At 28.3% G+C, this 17,378-nt stretch carries 16 protein-coding genes; 5 read left to right on the forward strand and 11 right to left on the reverse strand.

Annotated elements, in window-relative coordinates:
- Positions 1-34: 34 nt before the first annotated feature.
- A complete protein-coding gene (locus tag ACEG17_RS04030) occupies positions 35-1,330 on the reverse strand; it encodes a sugar transferase (protein ID WP_372582657.1) in 1,296 nt (431 codons plus the stop codon).
- A gap of 366 nt (positions 1,331-1,696) precedes the next feature.
- On the opposite strand from ACEG17_RS04030, the gene ACEG17_RS04035 reads away from it, so the two are divergent.
- From ACEG17_RS04035 to ACEG17_RS04055, 5 genes are all read left to right on the forward strand, one after another.
- Positions 1,697-3,391, forward strand: coding sequence for a M3 family oligoendopeptidase (locus ACEG17_RS04035; RefSeq protein WP_372582658.1), 1,695 nt, complete (start codon positions 1,697-1,699; stop codon positions 3,389-3,391).
- A 130-nt stretch (positions 3,392-3,521) separates the two neighbouring features.
- Positions 3,522-4,439 (forward strand): cysteine synthase A, encoded by a 918-nt coding sequence (cysK, locus tag ACEG17_RS04040; RefSeq protein ID WP_372582659.1) that lies wholly within the window; start codon positions 3,522-3,524, stop codon positions 4,437-4,439.
- A gap of 149 nt (positions 4,440-4,588) precedes the next feature.
- Positions 4,589-5,137 (forward strand): serine O-acetyltransferase EpsC, encoded by a 549-nt coding sequence (epsC, locus tag ACEG17_RS04045; protein ID WP_372582660.1) that lies wholly within the window; start codon positions 4,589-4,591, stop codon positions 5,135-5,137.
- Between the two features lie 232 nt (positions 5,138-5,369).
- Positions 5,370-5,864, forward strand: a complete 495-nt coding sequence (locus tag ACEG17_RS04050; protein WP_314113551.1) for a flavodoxin — start codon at positions 5,370-5,372, stop codon at positions 5,862-5,864.
- Positions 5,865-6,666: 802 nt separating this feature from the next.
- On the forward strand, positions 6,667-6,957 hold the full coding sequence (locus ACEG17_RS04055) for a hypothetical protein (RefSeq protein WP_147006350.1): 291 nt from the start codon (positions 6,667-6,669) through the stop codon (positions 6,955-6,957).
- 80 nt (positions 6,958-7,037) lie between these two features.
- On the opposite strand, the gene lysS is transcribed toward ACEG17_RS04055, so the two are convergent.
- The 10 genes from lysS to pncB form a co-directional block, all read right to left on the reverse strand.
- Positions 7,038-8,522: a lysine--tRNA ligase gene (gene lysS / locus ACEG17_RS04060; protein WP_372582661.1), complete on the reverse strand. Its 1,485-nt coding sequence runs from the start codon at positions 8,520-8,522 to the stop codon at positions 7,038-7,040.
- 20 nt (positions 8,523-8,542) lie between these two features.
- A complete protein-coding gene (locus ACEG17_RS04065; protein WP_372582662.1) occupies positions 8,543-8,914 on the reverse strand; it encodes a DUF1934 family protein in 372 nt (123 codons plus the stop codon).
- A gap of 31 nt (positions 8,915-8,945) precedes the next feature.
- A complete protein-coding gene (locus ACEG17_RS04070) occupies positions 8,946-9,374 on the reverse strand; it encodes a hypothetical protein (RefSeq protein WP_372582663.1) in 429 nt (142 codons plus the stop codon).
- A 12-nt stretch (positions 9,375-9,386) separates the two neighbouring features.
- Positions 9,387-9,857, reverse strand: a complete 471-nt coding sequence (locus ACEG17_RS04075) for a 23S rRNA (pseudouridine(1915)-N(3))-methyltransferase RlmH (protein ID WP_372582664.1) — start codon at positions 9,855-9,857, stop codon at positions 9,387-9,389.
- 60 nt (positions 9,858-9,917) lie between these two features.
- Entirely contained in the window at positions 9,918-11,993 is a 2,076-nt protein-coding gene (gene mutL / locus ACEG17_RS04080) for a DNA mismatch repair endonuclease MutL (protein WP_372582665.1), read from the reverse strand.
- A 72-nt stretch (positions 11,994-12,065) separates the two neighbouring features.
- Positions 12,066-12,656 carry a hypothetical protein gene (locus ACEG17_RS04085; protein ID WP_372582666.1) on the reverse strand — a complete coding sequence of 197 codons (591 nt, stop codon included), beginning with the start codon at positions 12,654-12,656 and terminating at the stop codon, positions 12,066-12,068.
- Complete coding sequence (locus tag ACEG17_RS04090; RefSeq protein ID WP_372582667.1) at positions 12,656-13,213, reverse strand: hypothetical protein; 558 nt, start codon at positions 13,211-13,213, stop codon at positions 12,656-12,658. Before ACEG17_RS04090 ends, ACEG17_RS04085 begins: the two co-directional genes overlap by 1 nt.
- Positions 13,214-13,434: 221 nt before the next feature.
- Positions 13,435-14,418 carry a diphosphomevalonate decarboxylase gene (gene mvaD, locus ACEG17_RS04095; RefSeq protein ID WP_372582668.1) on the reverse strand — a complete coding sequence of 328 codons (984 nt, stop codon included), beginning with the start codon at positions 14,416-14,418 and terminating at the stop codon, positions 13,435-13,437.
- 21 nt (positions 14,419-14,439) lie between these two features.
- Positions 14,440-15,330 (reverse strand): mevalonate kinase, encoded by an 891-nt coding sequence (mvk, locus tag ACEG17_RS04100; RefSeq protein WP_372582669.1) that lies wholly within the window; start codon positions 15,328-15,330, stop codon positions 14,440-14,442.
- 174 nt (positions 15,331-15,504) lie between these two features.
- Positions 15,505-16,887, reverse strand: coding sequence for a nicotinate phosphoribosyltransferase (pncB, locus tag ACEG17_RS04105; RefSeq protein WP_372582670.1), 1,383 nt, complete (start codon positions 16,885-16,887; stop codon positions 15,505-15,507).
- Between the last annotated feature and the right edge of the window lie 491 nt (positions 16,888-17,378).

Here is a 17,378-nt window from a genome sequence, read left to right on the forward strand (position 1 = left end):
AAAATACCTCCTTAAAAGTATTATAAGTGTAATTTCATTTACCTTTCCCAAACAAAACAGCCTTAACTGTTTTTGCAACAATTAATACATCCAGCACTAAATCTTGATGTTTTAAGTAATATAAATCATATTCAAGCTTTTTTTTTGCGTCATCTAAACTTTCACCATACGGGAACATTACTTGTGCCCAACCTGTTATTCCAGGTTTTATAAGATGTCTTAGATTATAATAATTTATCTGTTTTGCATAATCTTTTGCAAGTATGTCCCACTCTGGACGTGGACCAATAAAACTCATTGTACCTTTTAAGATATTCCAAAGTTGTGGCAACTCGTCAATCCTTGTTTTTCTCATAAACTTACCAAATTTTGTAACTCTTGTATCATTATCTAGAGTATATTTTGAATATTTATCAGGATCATGTAATCTCATACTTCTAAACTTATAAACTCTGAAAGGTTTCATATTTTCACCTATTCTTGTCTGTTTGAATATAACTGGCCCTTTAGATTCAAATTTAATAATTATTGCTGTAATTAATGCAAGTGGGGAAAGAATAACCATCAAAATTAATGCCAGTATTAAATCCATCCCTCGTTTTATATTTTTTTGCATTTCATTATTTAGAATATCAAATCCGTTTGATTCCAAAAGCCATTCTTCATTTATTTGATTTATATCAATTTTTTTTTGAATATCTTCGTTAAATTCTTCATAAGTCATTATTTTTAGTCCGTTGATTTTTAAATCAAATATGCGTTTTAAATATTTTTTGAAATCAGAACTTTTTATATCTTTTACAATTACTAGAATATCAACATTATTTTTAGCAATGATTTTTTCCATTTCGTTGTAATTTCCAATAAGATATTTTGTTGCTTTGCTTTTATTATTTGAAATATAACCAATATAATTGTAGTCTAATGTATTTATAATATCTTCCTGAATGTTGTTTTCTATGTGATTTGAACCAAATATTAATACATTTTGCTTTTTCATATAAATGGAACATATAATTTTTCTAAAAATCACTTGAAATACAAATATTAATACATATATATAAATAATATCAATTCTTTTCCAAAAAGCATAAAGCATCCCTGAAAATATCAAATCAATTCCTAAAGTTATAAAAACATCTTTATATCTAAAACGTTCTGCATAAAAATCCAACTGTCCAAATATAAATTTTACAAATATAAACAGGATAAATATAAAATTAGTTAGATATTTTGCTACATAATCATATTTATCCAGTAAAAAACTATATATTATATATAAAACAAATATATATAATATACGTATCCGAATATCTTTATTTAATTTCATAATTCATCCTCACTTAAAAAATACCAATTAGAGTATTTTAGTGTTAATTTATTAAATAATTATATTAACAAGTATACCATATTTTAATACTAAATTCAAGTAAACCGCCTTGTTTTAATAAAAAATAAAAATGTCCATTTGATAAAATAAACTTTCATATTCCTAACTAAAAATGTCTCAACTAAAATTATTTTTTATATGAAATTTAAAATACAATGATAATTTCAAATTGCTGGTTTTATTAAATTTTAATTTTTGGATTGTAATAACTTTAAATAAAAAAATCTTATCTTTAAAAATTGTTATTTCACTCAAAATTTGATATACTGAAATTATAAAAATTAAAAAATACAGAAGGAGAAAATTATGAATTTCAACGATTACAAATACGAACATTTGGACTTGGAAAAAATAAAAGGACAATTTTCAGAATTAATAGATAGTTTTGAAAGGGCAGAAAATGTGGAGGGACAAATTGAAGCATTTGATAAAATTATAAAGCTGAGAAATCATATTGAAACTATGCAGACACTTGTTTCTATTCGTCATAGCATTGATACAAATGATGAATTTTATGACAAGGAAAATGAATATATGGATGAAATTAGTCCAATTTTATTTGGATTTACTAATGATTTTTATAAAGCGCTTGTCAATTCAAAATTTAAGGATGAACTTATTAAGAAATATGGAAAATTATTGTTTGACTTGGCAGAAAACACATTGAAAGTTTTCTCGAACGAGATTATTCCAGATGCACAGGAAGAAAATAGATTATCTAGCAAATATTCAAAATTAATTGCCAGTGCGAAAATTGATTTTGATGGAAAAGAGCTTAATTTATCGCAAATGGTTCCTTACACTCAATCTAAGGACAGAAATGTGAGAATTGAAGCTGCAAAGAAAGTAGCTCAATTTTTTGCTGAAAATCAAGAAGAATTTGACAATATTTATGATTCGCTTGTAAAAGTGAGAACTAAAATGGCACAGAAAATGGGATACAAAAACTATGTAGAATTTGGATATAAACAACTTTCAAGACTTGAATATGATGCAAAAATGGTGGAAGGTTACAGAAATCAAGTACTTGAAAACATTGTACCACTACATACTGAGCTTCGTAAAAGACAGGAAAAAAGACTGGGATTGGAAAAACTTAGATTTTATGATGAGGCTATAAAATTTAATTCTGGAAATGCTGATCCACACGGTTCACCTGAATGGATTTTAAATCACGGTAAAACAATGTATAAGGAATTGTCGAAGGAAACTGATGAGTTTTTTACATTTATGACTGAAAATAATTTACTTGACTTACTTTCTAAAAAAGGAAAAATGAGTGGAGGATACTGCACTTATATCCCAGAATACAAGGCTCCATTTATTTTTGCCAATTTTAATGGGACTGCACATGATATTGATGTCTTGACGCATGAAGCCGGACATGCTTTTCAAGTTTACCAAAGCCGAGGTTTTGAGGTACCTGAATATTTATGGCCAACTTACGAGGCTTGCGAAATTCATTCAATGAGTATGGAATTTTTGACTTGGCCGTGGATGAAACTATTCTTTGAAAATGATACAGAAAAATATAAATTTATTCATTTGTCAGAAGCTCTTTTATTCATTCCTTATGGGGTAACAGTCGATGAATTTCAGCACTGGGTTTATGAAAATCCAGAAGTTACGCCACAAGAGCGTCGTGAAAAATGGCTTGAAATTGAAAAAAAATATTTACCAACTAGAGATTACGGGGAAGTCGACGAATTGAAAAATGGAATTTTCTGGTTTAGACAAGGGCATATTTTTAGCTCGCCATTTTACTACATCGACTACACTTTAGCCCAAGTCTGTGCTTTCCAATTCTGGATAAAATCAAGAGAAGACAGGGAAAAAGCATGGCAGGATTATCTAAATCTGTGTAAACTTGGAGGAAGCAAATCATTCTTTGAACTTATGAAATCTGCTAATCTGAAAAATCCGTTTGAGGAAGGAACATTAGCAGCTGTAATTCCCAAAATTAAGGAATATTTGGATAGTGTTGATGATATGAATTTGTAATTTAATCCATGTAAAAACCAAAATTTAAAAATATTTTCAAATTTAACTATTGATTTTAATAAATTTTAGTGCTATAATAATTGTAGATACAAATTTAGTAAATAATATATTAAATATGGAGGTAATTTTAATGATTTATGAAAATATTTTAGATTTAATTGGAAATACGCCTGTAGTAAAATTGAAATTTTTAAATGAAGAAAATATTGCTGATATTTATGTAAAACTCGAAAAATATAATATTGGTGGAAGTGTAAAGGATAGAGCTGCGCTTGGAATGATAGAAGCAGCTGAAAAAGAGGGAAAATTAAAACCAGGTGGTACAATTGTCGAGCCTACTTCGGGGAATACTGGAATTGCATTGGCATTAATAGGGAAAGCAAAAGGATATAGAGTTATAATCATAATGCCAGATTCGATGAGTGTGGAAAGAAGAAGTATTTTGGCAGCTTATGGAGCTGAATTAATCCTGACTGAAGGTGCAAAAGGTATGAAAGGTGCGATTGCTGAAGCTGAAAAATTAGCATCTGAAAATGGATATTTTTTGCCTCAACAATTTGAAAATCCTGCAAATCCTGCAAAACACTATGAAACTACAGCAAAAGAAATTTTGGATGATTTTCCACAAATTGATGCCTTTATTTCAGGAGTTGGAACTGCTGGAACTTTATCAGGAGTTGGAAAAAGATTAAAAGAAGAAAGACCTGGAGTGCAAGTATTTGCTGTAGAACCTTCAACTTCTGCAGTATTATCAGGAGAACAGCCTGGAAAACATTCTCAACAAGGCCTTGGAGCAGGCTTTATTCCTGGAAACTATGATGCTAATCTTGTAGATGGAATTATAAAAATAACTAATGAACAAGCAATAGAATTTGCAACAAGAGCTTCAAAAGAAAATGGATTATTTGTAGGAATTTCTTCTGGAAGTGCAATTGCAGCGGCTTACGAAGTAGCTAAAAAATTAGGAAAAGGTAAAAAAGTATTAGCCGTTTTACCTGATGGCGGAGAAAAATATCTATCAGTAGAAATATTCAGAAAGAGTCTATAAAATTAAGACAGTTTATCTAAATTTGGGCAAGGATTCTCTAATTATGAGATGAATTGCCTATTTTCATACTTTTTAAAAAAATTATACAATAAAAAGTTGTTTTTAAAACAGTTTTATTATATAATCTTAACATATAAATTTTAAGGAGTGTGATTATTATTTTTAAATGGTTAATAAGTGAAATAAATAATATTGCAGAAAAAGATCCAGCTGTAAAATATAAAATAGAAGTTTTTCTTTATCCATCATTACATGCTATTATTAATCATAAAATTGCTCATTTTTTTCAAAAACGGAAATTATATTTTTTCGCAAGACTTATTTCTCAAATTTCTCGTTTTTTTACAGGAATAGAAATTCATCCAGCCGCAAAACTAGGAAATAAAATATTCTTTGATCACGGAATGGGAATTGTAGTTGGAGAGACTGCTGAAATAGGAGATAATTGTGTTATATATCATGGTGTAACTCTCGGCGGTGTAAGCACATCCAAAGTCAAACGGCATCCTACACTAAAAAATAACGTTTCTGTAGGAGCTGGAGCAAAATTGCTTGGAAACATAGTAATCGGAAACAACGTAAGAATTGGAGCAAATTCAGTTGTTTTAAAAGATATACCTGATGAAGCTGTAGCAGTCGGAATTCCCGCCAGAATTATTCCAAAAACAGAAGAAGACTATTATATGTGGCATATTTAACTAAAATTTCAAAAAATAGCAACTTAAATTCAAATATCAAAAAAATTTGACAATCAAAGTAAAATATGATATATTTTTTATATAAAAATTTTAATAAGTAAAGTGAGAGTTTTAAATAAAACAATTTATTTCATTTCTTTAATTTAAAAGAAAATCAAAATGTATTATCTAAAAAATAGATAACCACATGAAAACAATATTTAAAACTAAACTACAAATATGGAGGGATAAAATGGCAAAAGTAGGAATTTTTTTCGGATCAACAACAGGAGTAACTGAAGATATTGCTCACAAAATTGCAGAAAAAATAGACGGAGCAGAAGTTTTTAATATTGATGGAAATGAGGATAAATTAGAAGATTATGATGTACTGCTTTTAGGAGCTTCTACATGGGGATTTGGAGACTTGCAGGATGACTGGGCGGCGGTTGTTGATGACTTAGCAAGCAAAGACTTTAGCGGAAAAAAAGTAGGATACTTTGGAAGTGGAGATCAAGGTACTTTCTCTGACACATTTATGGATGGAATTGCTATCATTGATGAAGAAATCCAAAAAACTGGTGCAACAATTATTGGAAAAACTTCAACTGAAGGATATGAATTCAATGAATCAAGAGCAGCAAAAAATAAGGAATTTTTAGGACTTGCTTTAGATGAAGTCAATCAATCTGAATTAACAGATGAAAGAATTGACGCATGGGTTGAACAAATCAAAAAAGAATTTTAATAACTAACTATGTCTGTGAAAAATATTTTTTCAAATAAATTAATTATTTTCACAAAAGACAAACATAAATATAATTTTAGCTATATATTTATATATAACTAAGATAAATCAATTTTCACAAGTTGATTTTCTCTCCAAAAATAAAGAAGACGTTCATAAGAGCGTCTTTTTTTGATTTTTTTAAATGTTTCTAACTTATACTAAATCTTGAATAAATTTTTATAATAGAGGTATTTGACAGCTAATTCATGATCATTCAACTTTTTTATTTTCGTAGGATTGCTCATTGATATAAATCCTTATTTTGCAGTAAAGGTTTATCCTAATAATTAAAATTGTGACAAGATTAACCTATGACTAATCTATAATGTTTTTCTAAACTAACAAAAACAAATAGTTTCCCATCAAAAAATGCTACAACAGATTATTTTATACCAGGTCTTGTTAAAAAAATCAAAATTATAGTAAAACTAGTTTAAAACAGAACTCAAAAATTATGACTATTTTATTCAAACCCTAAATTATATAATTTCTATTAGTTCAATTTTAAATGGGTTCGAGTATATATCTCAAAATTACTTGAAAACATTAATTTTATATCCTTTATTTAGAAAAGTTTTCAATAAATTCGCTATTTAGACGAGGTTTAATACTAAAATTAAAAATTTATCTTTTTATACATTTTCACTCCAATTTTAAAAATTTTGAAAAAAAATCAAAAAAATACTTGATTTTTTTATATTATATGGTATACTGTAATTGTAAACGGTAATATAAAAATCAAAAAAAGGAGCTGATTAGCATGAAAAAATTAATTCTAGTAGGATTTTTAGCATTTGGAGCATTAGGATTCTCAAGATTTGTAAATGAGTGTCAAGTTACTAGTAAAGCAAAAGGAAGAGCAACTTGTGAAAGTTTGGAATCTGGAAAAACTTTCCAATTTACAAGCGGTAAATTATCTTCAATTTCAAAAGGATCTACTTACAAAATTTATTTTGAGGGAAATGGATACAAAGGGTTACGTCTAACTAAGGCTACTCTTGTTTCTTCTGACGATTCTTCAGATTACGATGATTCTGAGGGAGATGACTAATTAATTATCTCTTTAATAGATTATAATAAAAAGACTCTAAGTTTTTTAAACCTAGAGTTTTTTTGTTTGCTTTATTTAAATTATAATTCAATATCTTCTTTTCTTAAAGTTGGGAATAAAATAACATCTCTAATTGAAGCAGAATTCGTCTGTAACATAACTAGTCTGTCAATTCCTATTCCAAGCCCTCCTGCTGGTGGCATTCCATATTCTAAGGCACGGATATAGTCTAAATCCATTCCTTGAGCTTCATCATCTCCAGCTTCCTTCAATTTCACCTGTTCTTCAAATCTTTCCTTCTGATCTCTTGGATCATTTAATTCTGAATAAGCATTGGCAAACTCTCTTCCTGAAATAAATAATTCAAATCTGTCTACCCATTCAGTTTCACCTTTTTGGTTTTTTGAAAGCGGAGAAATTTCTTTTGGATATTCTGTAATAAATGTTGGGTTTAATAAAGTTCCCTCGACTTTTTCTTCAAATATCAAGTTTAAAATTCCATATTTTGTATAAGTTTTGTCTTTTTCTAGCGGAATATTCATTTCTTTCGCTTTATTTATAGCATCTTCATCGCTACTAACTGTATCAAAATCAAATCCAGTTGTTTCTTTTACAATGTCCTTCATTGTAACACGTCTCCAAGGCTTTGCCATATTAATAGTCTTATCTTCATATTCAATCTCATATTTACCATGAAGCTCAAATGTCAAGCTTGAAATCAAATCTTCTGTCAAGTCCATCATATCATTAAAATCAGCATAAGCCTGGTATAGTTCCATCATTGTAAATTCTGGATTATGTTTTATTGAAATTCCTTCGTTTCTAAAACTTCTGTTTATTTCGAACACTTTTTCAAATCCACCTACAAGCAGTCTTTTTAAGTATAATTCAGGTGCTATTCTCAAAAACAGCTCCATATCAAGTGCATTATGGTGTGTTACAAATGGTCTGGCTGTAGCTCCTCCAGCAACTGGATGCATCATTGGCGTTTCCACTTCTGTAAATCCATGTTTTTCAAGATAGCTTCTAAAAAATCTTATAATTTGGAATCTTTTTTTCATAGTATCCATAACTTCCCTGTTCATTACAAGATCCACGTATCTTTGTCTGTAACGAGTTTCGATATTAGTTAACCCATGAAATTTTTCTGGAAGCGGACGTACATTTTTAGATAACACCTCAAAAGAATCTACTCTTAAAGTCAATTCTCCAGTATTCGTTCTAAAAAGTTTCCCTTCAAGTCCAATAAAATCTCCAAGTCCCATTTTTTTATAAATTTCGTACTGTTCTTCTCCAACTTCATCTTTTTTTACATAGTATTGAATTTTCCCAGTTGGATCCTGAATTTGTCCAAATCCATTTTTTCCCATTCTTCTAAAGGCAACGATTCTTCCCGCTGTTTTAAATACTTTATCACAAGTTTCATCATATTGATTTATTTCTGCAATATCATTTAATTTTTCATATTTTCGTCCATACGGTTCAATTCCTATTTCTTTCAGTTCTTCTACTTTTTTTAATTTTTCTTTTATAATACCATTATCATTGTGGTTTTGATTGCTCATCTATTTTTCCTTTCTGCTTTTTAATTATCTAACATTTGTATTTCTAAATTTATACTATTTATCACTTCATTACCATCTATTATATCATATTCCAGCATTATTTTTCCATTTTCTTTTTCAAATTTTTTTGTAAAAATTTCATATTTCCCACGAAATTTTGTTGTAATAAAAGTAAACGAAGTATTTTTATCTTTTTTGAATATCTGCTTGAAATTGATTTCACCGTGTCGATAAATTTCAATGGAATCAATTTTATCAACAATCTTACAGTTTCCATATTCATCTTTGTAATGATATTCTTTTTTTTCATCAACAATTATTATTTTTTCCAGTTCAAATAACTTTTCATAATTTTCTTTAAATTTATCCAAACTTTTTATTTTTATTTTCATTTTTTTCCTTAAATATTAGTTTTTATTCATTTTAGTCTTCATCATCAAAGAAATCATCTAAAAATTCAGATAAATCCTCATCATCTTCGTCTTCATTGTCAAAAAATCCGTTTTCATCATTATTATCATCATTTAGTGAATCATAATTTCTTTCATCAAATTCTCCATCCACATTTTCATTTTTGTCATATTCTCCAAAATCTTCGTTCCAATACATGTAATCCTTGTCAGATCCATAATATTCATCATTCCATATTTCAAGAACTTGATCTTCCTCATCTTCATCCAAATCATACAGTTCCTCTTCGATACTGTCATAGTAAAAAACCTTTTTTTCCCCAGTTTCATCATCGCAAACTAAATATTCCTTATCTCCTACCGTAATATTTGAAAGGCACGTATATCCTTCAACGTCACCCTCATTATTGATTTTTTCAAATTCTTCCCCAGCAGAATACATAATCTCCCTCCGTTATTTATGATATTTTATATTATTATTAATTGAAACCCATCTGTATAGTTGCTCTGTTAAAATTAATCGCATAAGTTGATGTGGAAAAGTCATTGGCGAAAAACATAATCTGAAATCCACAATTTTTCGTAAATTATCATTTACACCATTTGAACCGCCTATTATAAAATTAATTTCACTACTTGTCATAGAAATTTCTTCAATTTTTTGTGCCATTTCTTCTGAATCAAGCATTTTTCCTTTTAAATCAAGTAAAATATTGTATGAATAACTTTTTTTTGAGATTGCATTTATTATTCTTTCAGTCTCAGAATTTATTGCATTTTCAATACCTTTGTTATCATCTTCTTCAGCAAGTTCTATAATTTCGAGTTTAATGTACTTTGATAACCTTTTTAAAAATTCATTTATTCCCTCTTTTATATATTTTTCTTTTATTTTTCCAATACACACTACATTAATTCTTATCATATTTTTTCCTTATTGTCAAAAGTTTTTTCATTTTTTTACTAAATTTCTCAATTTTTACCTTTATTTTCTTCTTCCAAACATTTTATCCAAATCATTTCTAGAAAGTTTTACAATAATTGGACGTCCATGCGGACACGTATATTTCCCAACTTCGTGAATCCTTCGAACCATATTCTGCATTTCAAATGTATCAAGTTTTTGTCCAGCCTTCACAGCTCCTTTGCACGACATCGAAATAATGATATTTTCCCGTAAATCCTTTATTTCAACTTCATTTTTCAAATCCATAAGTAACTGTAAAAATACATTTTCAATGCTATCCCGAAAATCAAAGGCAGGCACAGTACGAATGACAATTTCATCTTCTGAAAACTCATCAATATCAAATCCAAAATCTTTAAAAATGTCAATATTTTCAAAAATAATATTTTTTTCAATTTGTGTAACTTCCATTTTTAGTGGCAATAATAAATGCTGTGATTCAATTTTCTTATTATAAAACTTGTCCTTTAGCTCTTCATACAAAATTCTCTCATGAATAATATGCTGATCATAAATTTCCAATTCGTCATCTCTGCGAACAAGAATATATGTATCAAAAATCTGCCCCAAAATATCATAATGAAACTGCTTTCCGATATGTTTTTCAAACGTTCCGACTTTATAATGAGATTCATTTTCAGTATTTTCATTTATAGTATCAAAATTTCTATATTCAACAGTATTTTTATAATTCTCAGAATTACTGTTTTTATCCCCTGTTTTAGTGTAATATTCATTCTTTTTCTTAAAATTTTCCACATTGTTTTCCACAGTCATTTTTGAATTATCATTCATTTTATTCCATATTTCATCAACGCTTAAATCATTTTCGTTTTTGTTTTTTGTAAAGTTTTCACTATTTGAAAAACTATCATTACTCATATTTTTAGAACTATCAAAAAACTCAGAATTTTTATCATTTTTATTAAAATTATCTACTGAAAAATTATCTTTCTCATTTGAATTTTTAGTATTTTCTAAAACCTTTCTATCAAAAGTTTCCAAACTTATAACTTTTTGATTTTCCCCCTTCAAAACGTCATCAGAAAACAAATCATCCTTTTCCACAGCGACATTCTCATTAATATTGATATTTTTCTTTATCAGGTCAATATTAGGTTGCCAGTTTTCCCTGTCATTGTAGTAAAAAAAGTCATCAATTGCTGATTTTATTTCATTATAAACAATCTTATCATTCGAGAATTTTATTATTTTTTTGGATGGGTGAACGTTTACATCTATTTCTTTTGGATCAGTATTGTAAAAAATAATTGCAAATGGGTATTTCCCCTTCATTAATTTAGTGTAATAGCCATCTATAACAGCACGTTCAATAGTTGCTGACTTTACATATCGGTTATTTACAAAAGTAAACATAAAGTCCTTTGAACTTCGTAAAATTTCTACGTTACCTAAATATCCATATTCAAATTTTTTCAAATTTCTCAAAACTGATTTTCCAAATAATTCAAGAATTGCATTCTCAATACCTTTTCCACTTGTTTTTATCGTACTTTTTCCATCCAGTTCCAGCGAAAATGCCACATTACTGTTTGAAAGTGCTTCCTTTAGCACAATATCCCTGATTTTACCATATTCTGTTGACATTTTTCGTAAAAATTTCCGTCTGGCAGGCGTATTGTAAAATAAATCCCTGACTTCCATTTCTGTCCCAACATTTCTCGAAACTTCCTCAAATTTTCTCACAACTCCGCCATAACAGCCAATCTTATATCCCACAGGACTATTTTCAGAACGTGTAGTAATCGTAAGCTTAGAAACCGCTGCAATAGATGACAGAGCCTCTCCACGAAATCCATAAGTATTTAAGTTAAAAACATCTTCCTTTTCCTTAATCTTAGAAGTAGCATGCCGCTCCACTGACAAAAGCGTGTCGTCCTTATCCATCCCAATTCCATTATCACTCACTTTAACATCTGTTCCAGCTTTAAAAACCTCAATTTTTATCATTGTAGCCTTCGCATCCAGTGAGTTCTCAATCATTTCCTTAATCATCGAAGCTGGATTTTCCACAACTTCCCCAGCGGCAATAATATTTGACACTTTTTCATCTAGTATTTTTATATATCCCACAATTTCTCCTCCTTTTTCTATGTTATTTTTTTATTTTTATTGTAAAATTTTAAGTTTTTGCCTTAAAAATCTTTAATTTTGAGTAAGTGAGTTAAACTGCAAATTAAAGAACATTGCTTTGCTGAATTGTGGACTTTCTTGCATTTCCCAATTATCGTTATGTTTTACATATACAATATCAAATGTATCTTCAAAATATCTTAGATTAGGATCATTCAATTTTTCATTTACAGATTCTTTTAAAAATTGCGTAGTCAATTTTATCACTTCATCTTCTGACCTCATAGTAGGGTTTGGTGATTGCAAAAGTCTTTGTCTTTCTTCCAATATTTTCTTTTTAAATATTTCTATTGCTTCTGATAAATCAGGATATTTTATAGTAATATTTACAATAATTTTATTTTTATTTTCTTTTTTTGTTTTATTAATTTTATAGGACATTTTTTTATATCCTTCATCAATTGCTTCAAATGTTATAGTAGCCATTTTATCATTATTTAATGATTTATAACCTCCGTTTCGAGTGAATTCTATTAAATTTTTTAAATCATTTTCAATAATTTTTTTATCATTTTGACAACTTGTTATTGTAAATATTAAGATTAATCCTACAATAATTGAGAATATTTTTTTCATATTTGTTTCTTCTTCCCCCTTTTTCATTAGTTTTTCTTTTTTAATACAAATACAGCTATCATACAGATAATTAATCCAGCAACTGCAGGCTTTAACATTGACAATGCACTCTTGCCAGTTAAAAGGTAGCTGTTAAATATTTTAAGAATTGCAGTTGCTATTAAAATTAATAAAAGTAATTTCCAGTTTTTTGTCCAAGTTGAAACTATTATAAAAACAAAAAAAATTATAACAGTAAAAAGCAGGACAATTTTATCCATTGTCCATCCACTTTTCAAATAATTTGCTTCAAAATTTAAAAATTTTACAATTTCAGGATTAGTTATATTTGGCTTTGGAAACCAGAACATACTCGTAAATAGACCAAAAATAGAAATTGAAATTCCTGAAAACCTCTTTTTGTATGCACTCCAAATTATTGGAATAATAAATAGTGGTCTAATATACCAGCTTAGTATATTACGGTGTCGCTGAAATGCCCACGTAAAAAATATGTTATTACTAAAAAATAAATAAATTAAAATTATTGTCGTAATTCCAAATAATATGCCTATAGCTATGTCAAATTTTCTTGATTTATCCATTATTCAAAATCCTTTCCAAAATATATCTTAACTCTTTCAATATTAAACTGATAAAATCAAACAATTTTAGAAATTATCATAATTTTTTATTTTCAATTTCAAATTATACTCAAACCTACTTAAAATTAAACTACTAAAAATTATATAATTTTAGGGGGTTGAGTAAAATAGTCATAACTTTTGAGTTTTGTTTTAAAGCAGTTTTACTATGATTTTCACAATTATAATTTCACAGTCCTGCTCACAATAATCTTATACTTTTCTTCAAAAATTTCTGCTAATTTTTCCAAATCCTCTTCTAGACAAAGTACCTTCACATTAGGCCCCGCATCCATTGTAAAATAACATTTTTCTCCATTATTTCTCAATTTTTTTACAAAATCCATTGCTTCATAAGTTTTTTCATTAAAATATGTAAACGGAGGATTTGCAGTTTCAGTTGTTTTATGCATTCTAAGAGCATTCTCTTCTGTCAAAATTCCAACTTTTTCAAAATTATTTTCAGCAAGATATTTTTTCATATTTACAAAGTCAATTTCCGATTGTTTTATCCACTCATCAAAATATGTTGAAGTTTTTGCACAAAGCTCCATTCCATTTCGGCTTGAAATTTTCTTTTTATTTTCATTCAGCACCAGCACAATCATCGCCAGTTTTAAATCTGTCCTTACCTCATAAATTTCTCCAGTATCCTTGTCCCAAGCAGCAATAGGTCCAAAAAAGCTTCTCGAAGAAGATCCTGAACCAAATTTTGAAATTTGTGCAAGTTCAGATTGTGTATAGTTTTTTCCAAAAAGTTCATTACAAGCCTTTATTACAGCCGATAAACCGCTCGAACTGGAAGAAAGTCCGGCAGCTGTTGGCATATTATTGGTTGTAGAAATTTTTACCTTCTGACTTCTATTTTCCCTAAACAAATCCACAACTTTGCTAATCTTTTCTGTATGTACACTATCCTGTAACTCTCCATTCAAATAAAACAAATCTGTCATATCCCCAAATTTATCTTCACAATTTCTATTTTTTATTTCTTTTTCAACTGCAATTTTAATATCTTCATCATTTATAAATTCCATCTCTGTTTCTGTAAACATATCATTAAGGGTGAGAGAGATGCTGCTTGTGGAAGGTATCATTTTTTCTGCATCTTTTTTTCCCCAATATTTTACAATCGCAATATTAGCATAAGATTTGACTTTTACCATTTTTACTCCTTTATTTTTTTATTAAATTTTCTCCACCCAAATATTCTCTGCTCCACATTTTAGCAATTCATCTTTTATTTTTTCTACAATTTCCAGATTCTTAGCAAGTGCGATTACACAGCCTCCTAATCCTCCACCAGAAATTTTTGCCCCACTTGCTCCATTTTCGATTGCTGTTTTTACAAATAAGTCTGTTTTTTCAATGGTTATATTCAAGTTTCCGAGTTCTGTATTTGCTTTTGTCATAATTTTTCCTATTTTATCAACTTTTTCTTCTTTGGATTCAATATTTTTAGTTAAGATTTTAGTTATTTCATCTGTCAACTTACCTAGTTTCTTTAAAGAAATATCGGCTTTACTTCCTAAATTTTTCACATTCTGAATTGCCTCACCAGTATTTCCATAAATGCCTGTATCTGCAATTACAAGATATGCATCAAGATTTAAGTCAATGTAAGAAAATCCCTTATTTTTTATGAATTTTATAGCTTTATTGCTTAGGCATGTTTTTGCATCTAGCCCGCTCGGAGTTTTATGAGCCACAATTTCCGCCGTATGAACTAGTTTTTCCAGTAATTCATCATCCAGATTTTCCTCAAAATAGTCAAATACTGCCCTGATTGCGGCAATACTGACTGCAGCTGAAGAGCCCATACCACGTTTGGGTGGAATTTGGGAAACTACTTTGTATTTTATTTTTGCATTTTCTTTTTTTAAATGTCTTAATGCAGTAAAAACTGCAACTGAAAGAGTGTCTGTCTTGTTATAAAAAAAGCTAGTTTTTGCTTCTTCGACTACACATTCAATTTCAATCTTTTTTAGTGGAATAGCAATGGCAGGATAACCATAAACGACAGAATGTTCTCCAATTAATATGATTTTACTATGTGATTTCCCAATACCTTTTTTCATCTGCACTCAATCTCCTTAAAGTTACGACTGTTATCTTCAAACTCCTATATTTCAAATCTTCATAAATTTCGTATTAAAAGAGTTCGATTATAAATTGTAAGTTAATTATACTAAAAAAATTGGGATAATCCAATAATTTTTATTAACATAATTTGTAAGTATATAAATTTATTTTTATTTTGTCTTTATTCTTAATAGCCTGTCTTTCAATTTTTCTAATTTTTCTGATAATTTTACTCTTCTAGTTTTCAGCTTTTCGCTATAAATTTTTTTTAAGTAAATCAAATTGCTTTCATAATATTCCTTTGCCTTTTTTAAATCTAAAAGCTCATAATTTTTTTCTATTTTTTTACCATTTTCAATATAATTTATCGTTATTTTTTGTATATTCTCTATATTTTCCAATTTTTCTTCTTCTAATGCTACAACATCATAAAAATTCTGATTTTCATAAACTCTATATAATTCCTTATTTCCTGGCAATGATGTTTTTCCACTTTCATTAGAAATTTTCATTACGTCATTTTGATTAATTTTAGACATTTTATAGACTGTGCTTATTTCTCTTTCTGGCAATGCTATGGCATCTCCTACTCCAAATACATCAACTTCTGCCTGATTTTTTATTAGATTTCCTATTTTTTTATCGTCAAGTCCACTCGTTAATACAATTTTCGCTTTGTAAAGTCCACTTTTATCCAGTATTTTCCTACATTCTTTCGACAATTTTTCCAAATTTCCTGAATCTATCCTTATTCCATACATTCCTTCGTATTCATCATCTATGCCATTATCTTTAAATGCCTTTACAGCACTAATTATTCCACTCTCAAGAGTGTCATAAGTATCAATTAGCATTATAAGAGCCTGATTTTTGTTCCTATACATTTTTATAAAAGCGTCAAAAGCCTTGTATTCAGCACTTTCTCCCATTCCAAAAGTCTGGATAAAGCCATGTGTCATCGTTCCTGTACTTTTCAAGTCATAAAGATATTCTGCCGCAAGGTTTGAGTGAGATATGCAGCCAGCTACATAGCTAGCTTTTGTCATTGTCATCGCTGCATCAAATCCAGCTGTTCTTCTTGTTCCAAATGAAAGTACTCCCCTTCCTTCAGCCGCTAGCACAATTTTAGACGTGACTGTTGCCACAAGTGTCTGAAAATGAAGAATATTCAAAATAGGCGTTTCAAGGATTTTCCCTTGTATAAGTGGAGCAGTAATCGTTAGTATTGGCTCATTTGAAAATACAATTTCTCCATCTCGTACCCCTTTTATCGTACCTGTAAATTTCATATTCGCAATATATTCGATAAAATCAGAATTATCAAATATTTTTGACAAATATTTCTTTTTATCCTCATAAGAAGTTTCGTTAAGTATTTCAATAAGCTCAAGAACATCAGATATCCCATATACTACAGCATAGTCATTTTCTTTTTTTGTACGCAAAAATACATCAAAAGTTGCAATTTCATTTTGCATATTATTTTTTAAATAAATCTCACTTTCTGTGTACTGATATCTGTCTGAATTTAAAAATTTAAAAAATTTTTCCATAAAATAACCTCATTTTGTATTTTTTTCTATTATCTCATATTTTAGCTTTATTTAAAAGAAAATAATTTTTACTTTAATTCTATAAAATAAATATAGTAAAACTAGTTTAAAACAAAACTAAAAAATTATGACTATTTTACTCAAACCCTAAATTATATAATTTCTATCAGTTCAATTTTAAATGGATTCGAGTATATATTAAAAAAATAATCATAATACACTAAAAATTATTTTAAAATTATGGCTTTTCTATCTGTAGTTAACTTTTAAAAAAATTGAACAACTCTATTCTCACTTTTAAACGGGATTTAGTATTAATTTAAAAAAACGTATAAATAAGATTTTATTATCAATAATAGTAAAATTAATTACAATAGAATAGAAAATGAAAAGATTTATTTTTTATCTGTAATAAAAAACGAGTCCATAAAATATGTTTTAAAAAGCTGGAATTTTTATCAAAATATTTAATTTGTAAAAAAAAAACTACT

The organism is Leptotrichia hongkongensis (assembly GCF_041538065.1).
Taxonomy (GTDB): Bacteria; Fusobacteriota; Fusobacteriia; order Fusobacteriales; family Leptotrichiaceae; genus Leptotrichia; species Leptotrichia hongkongensis.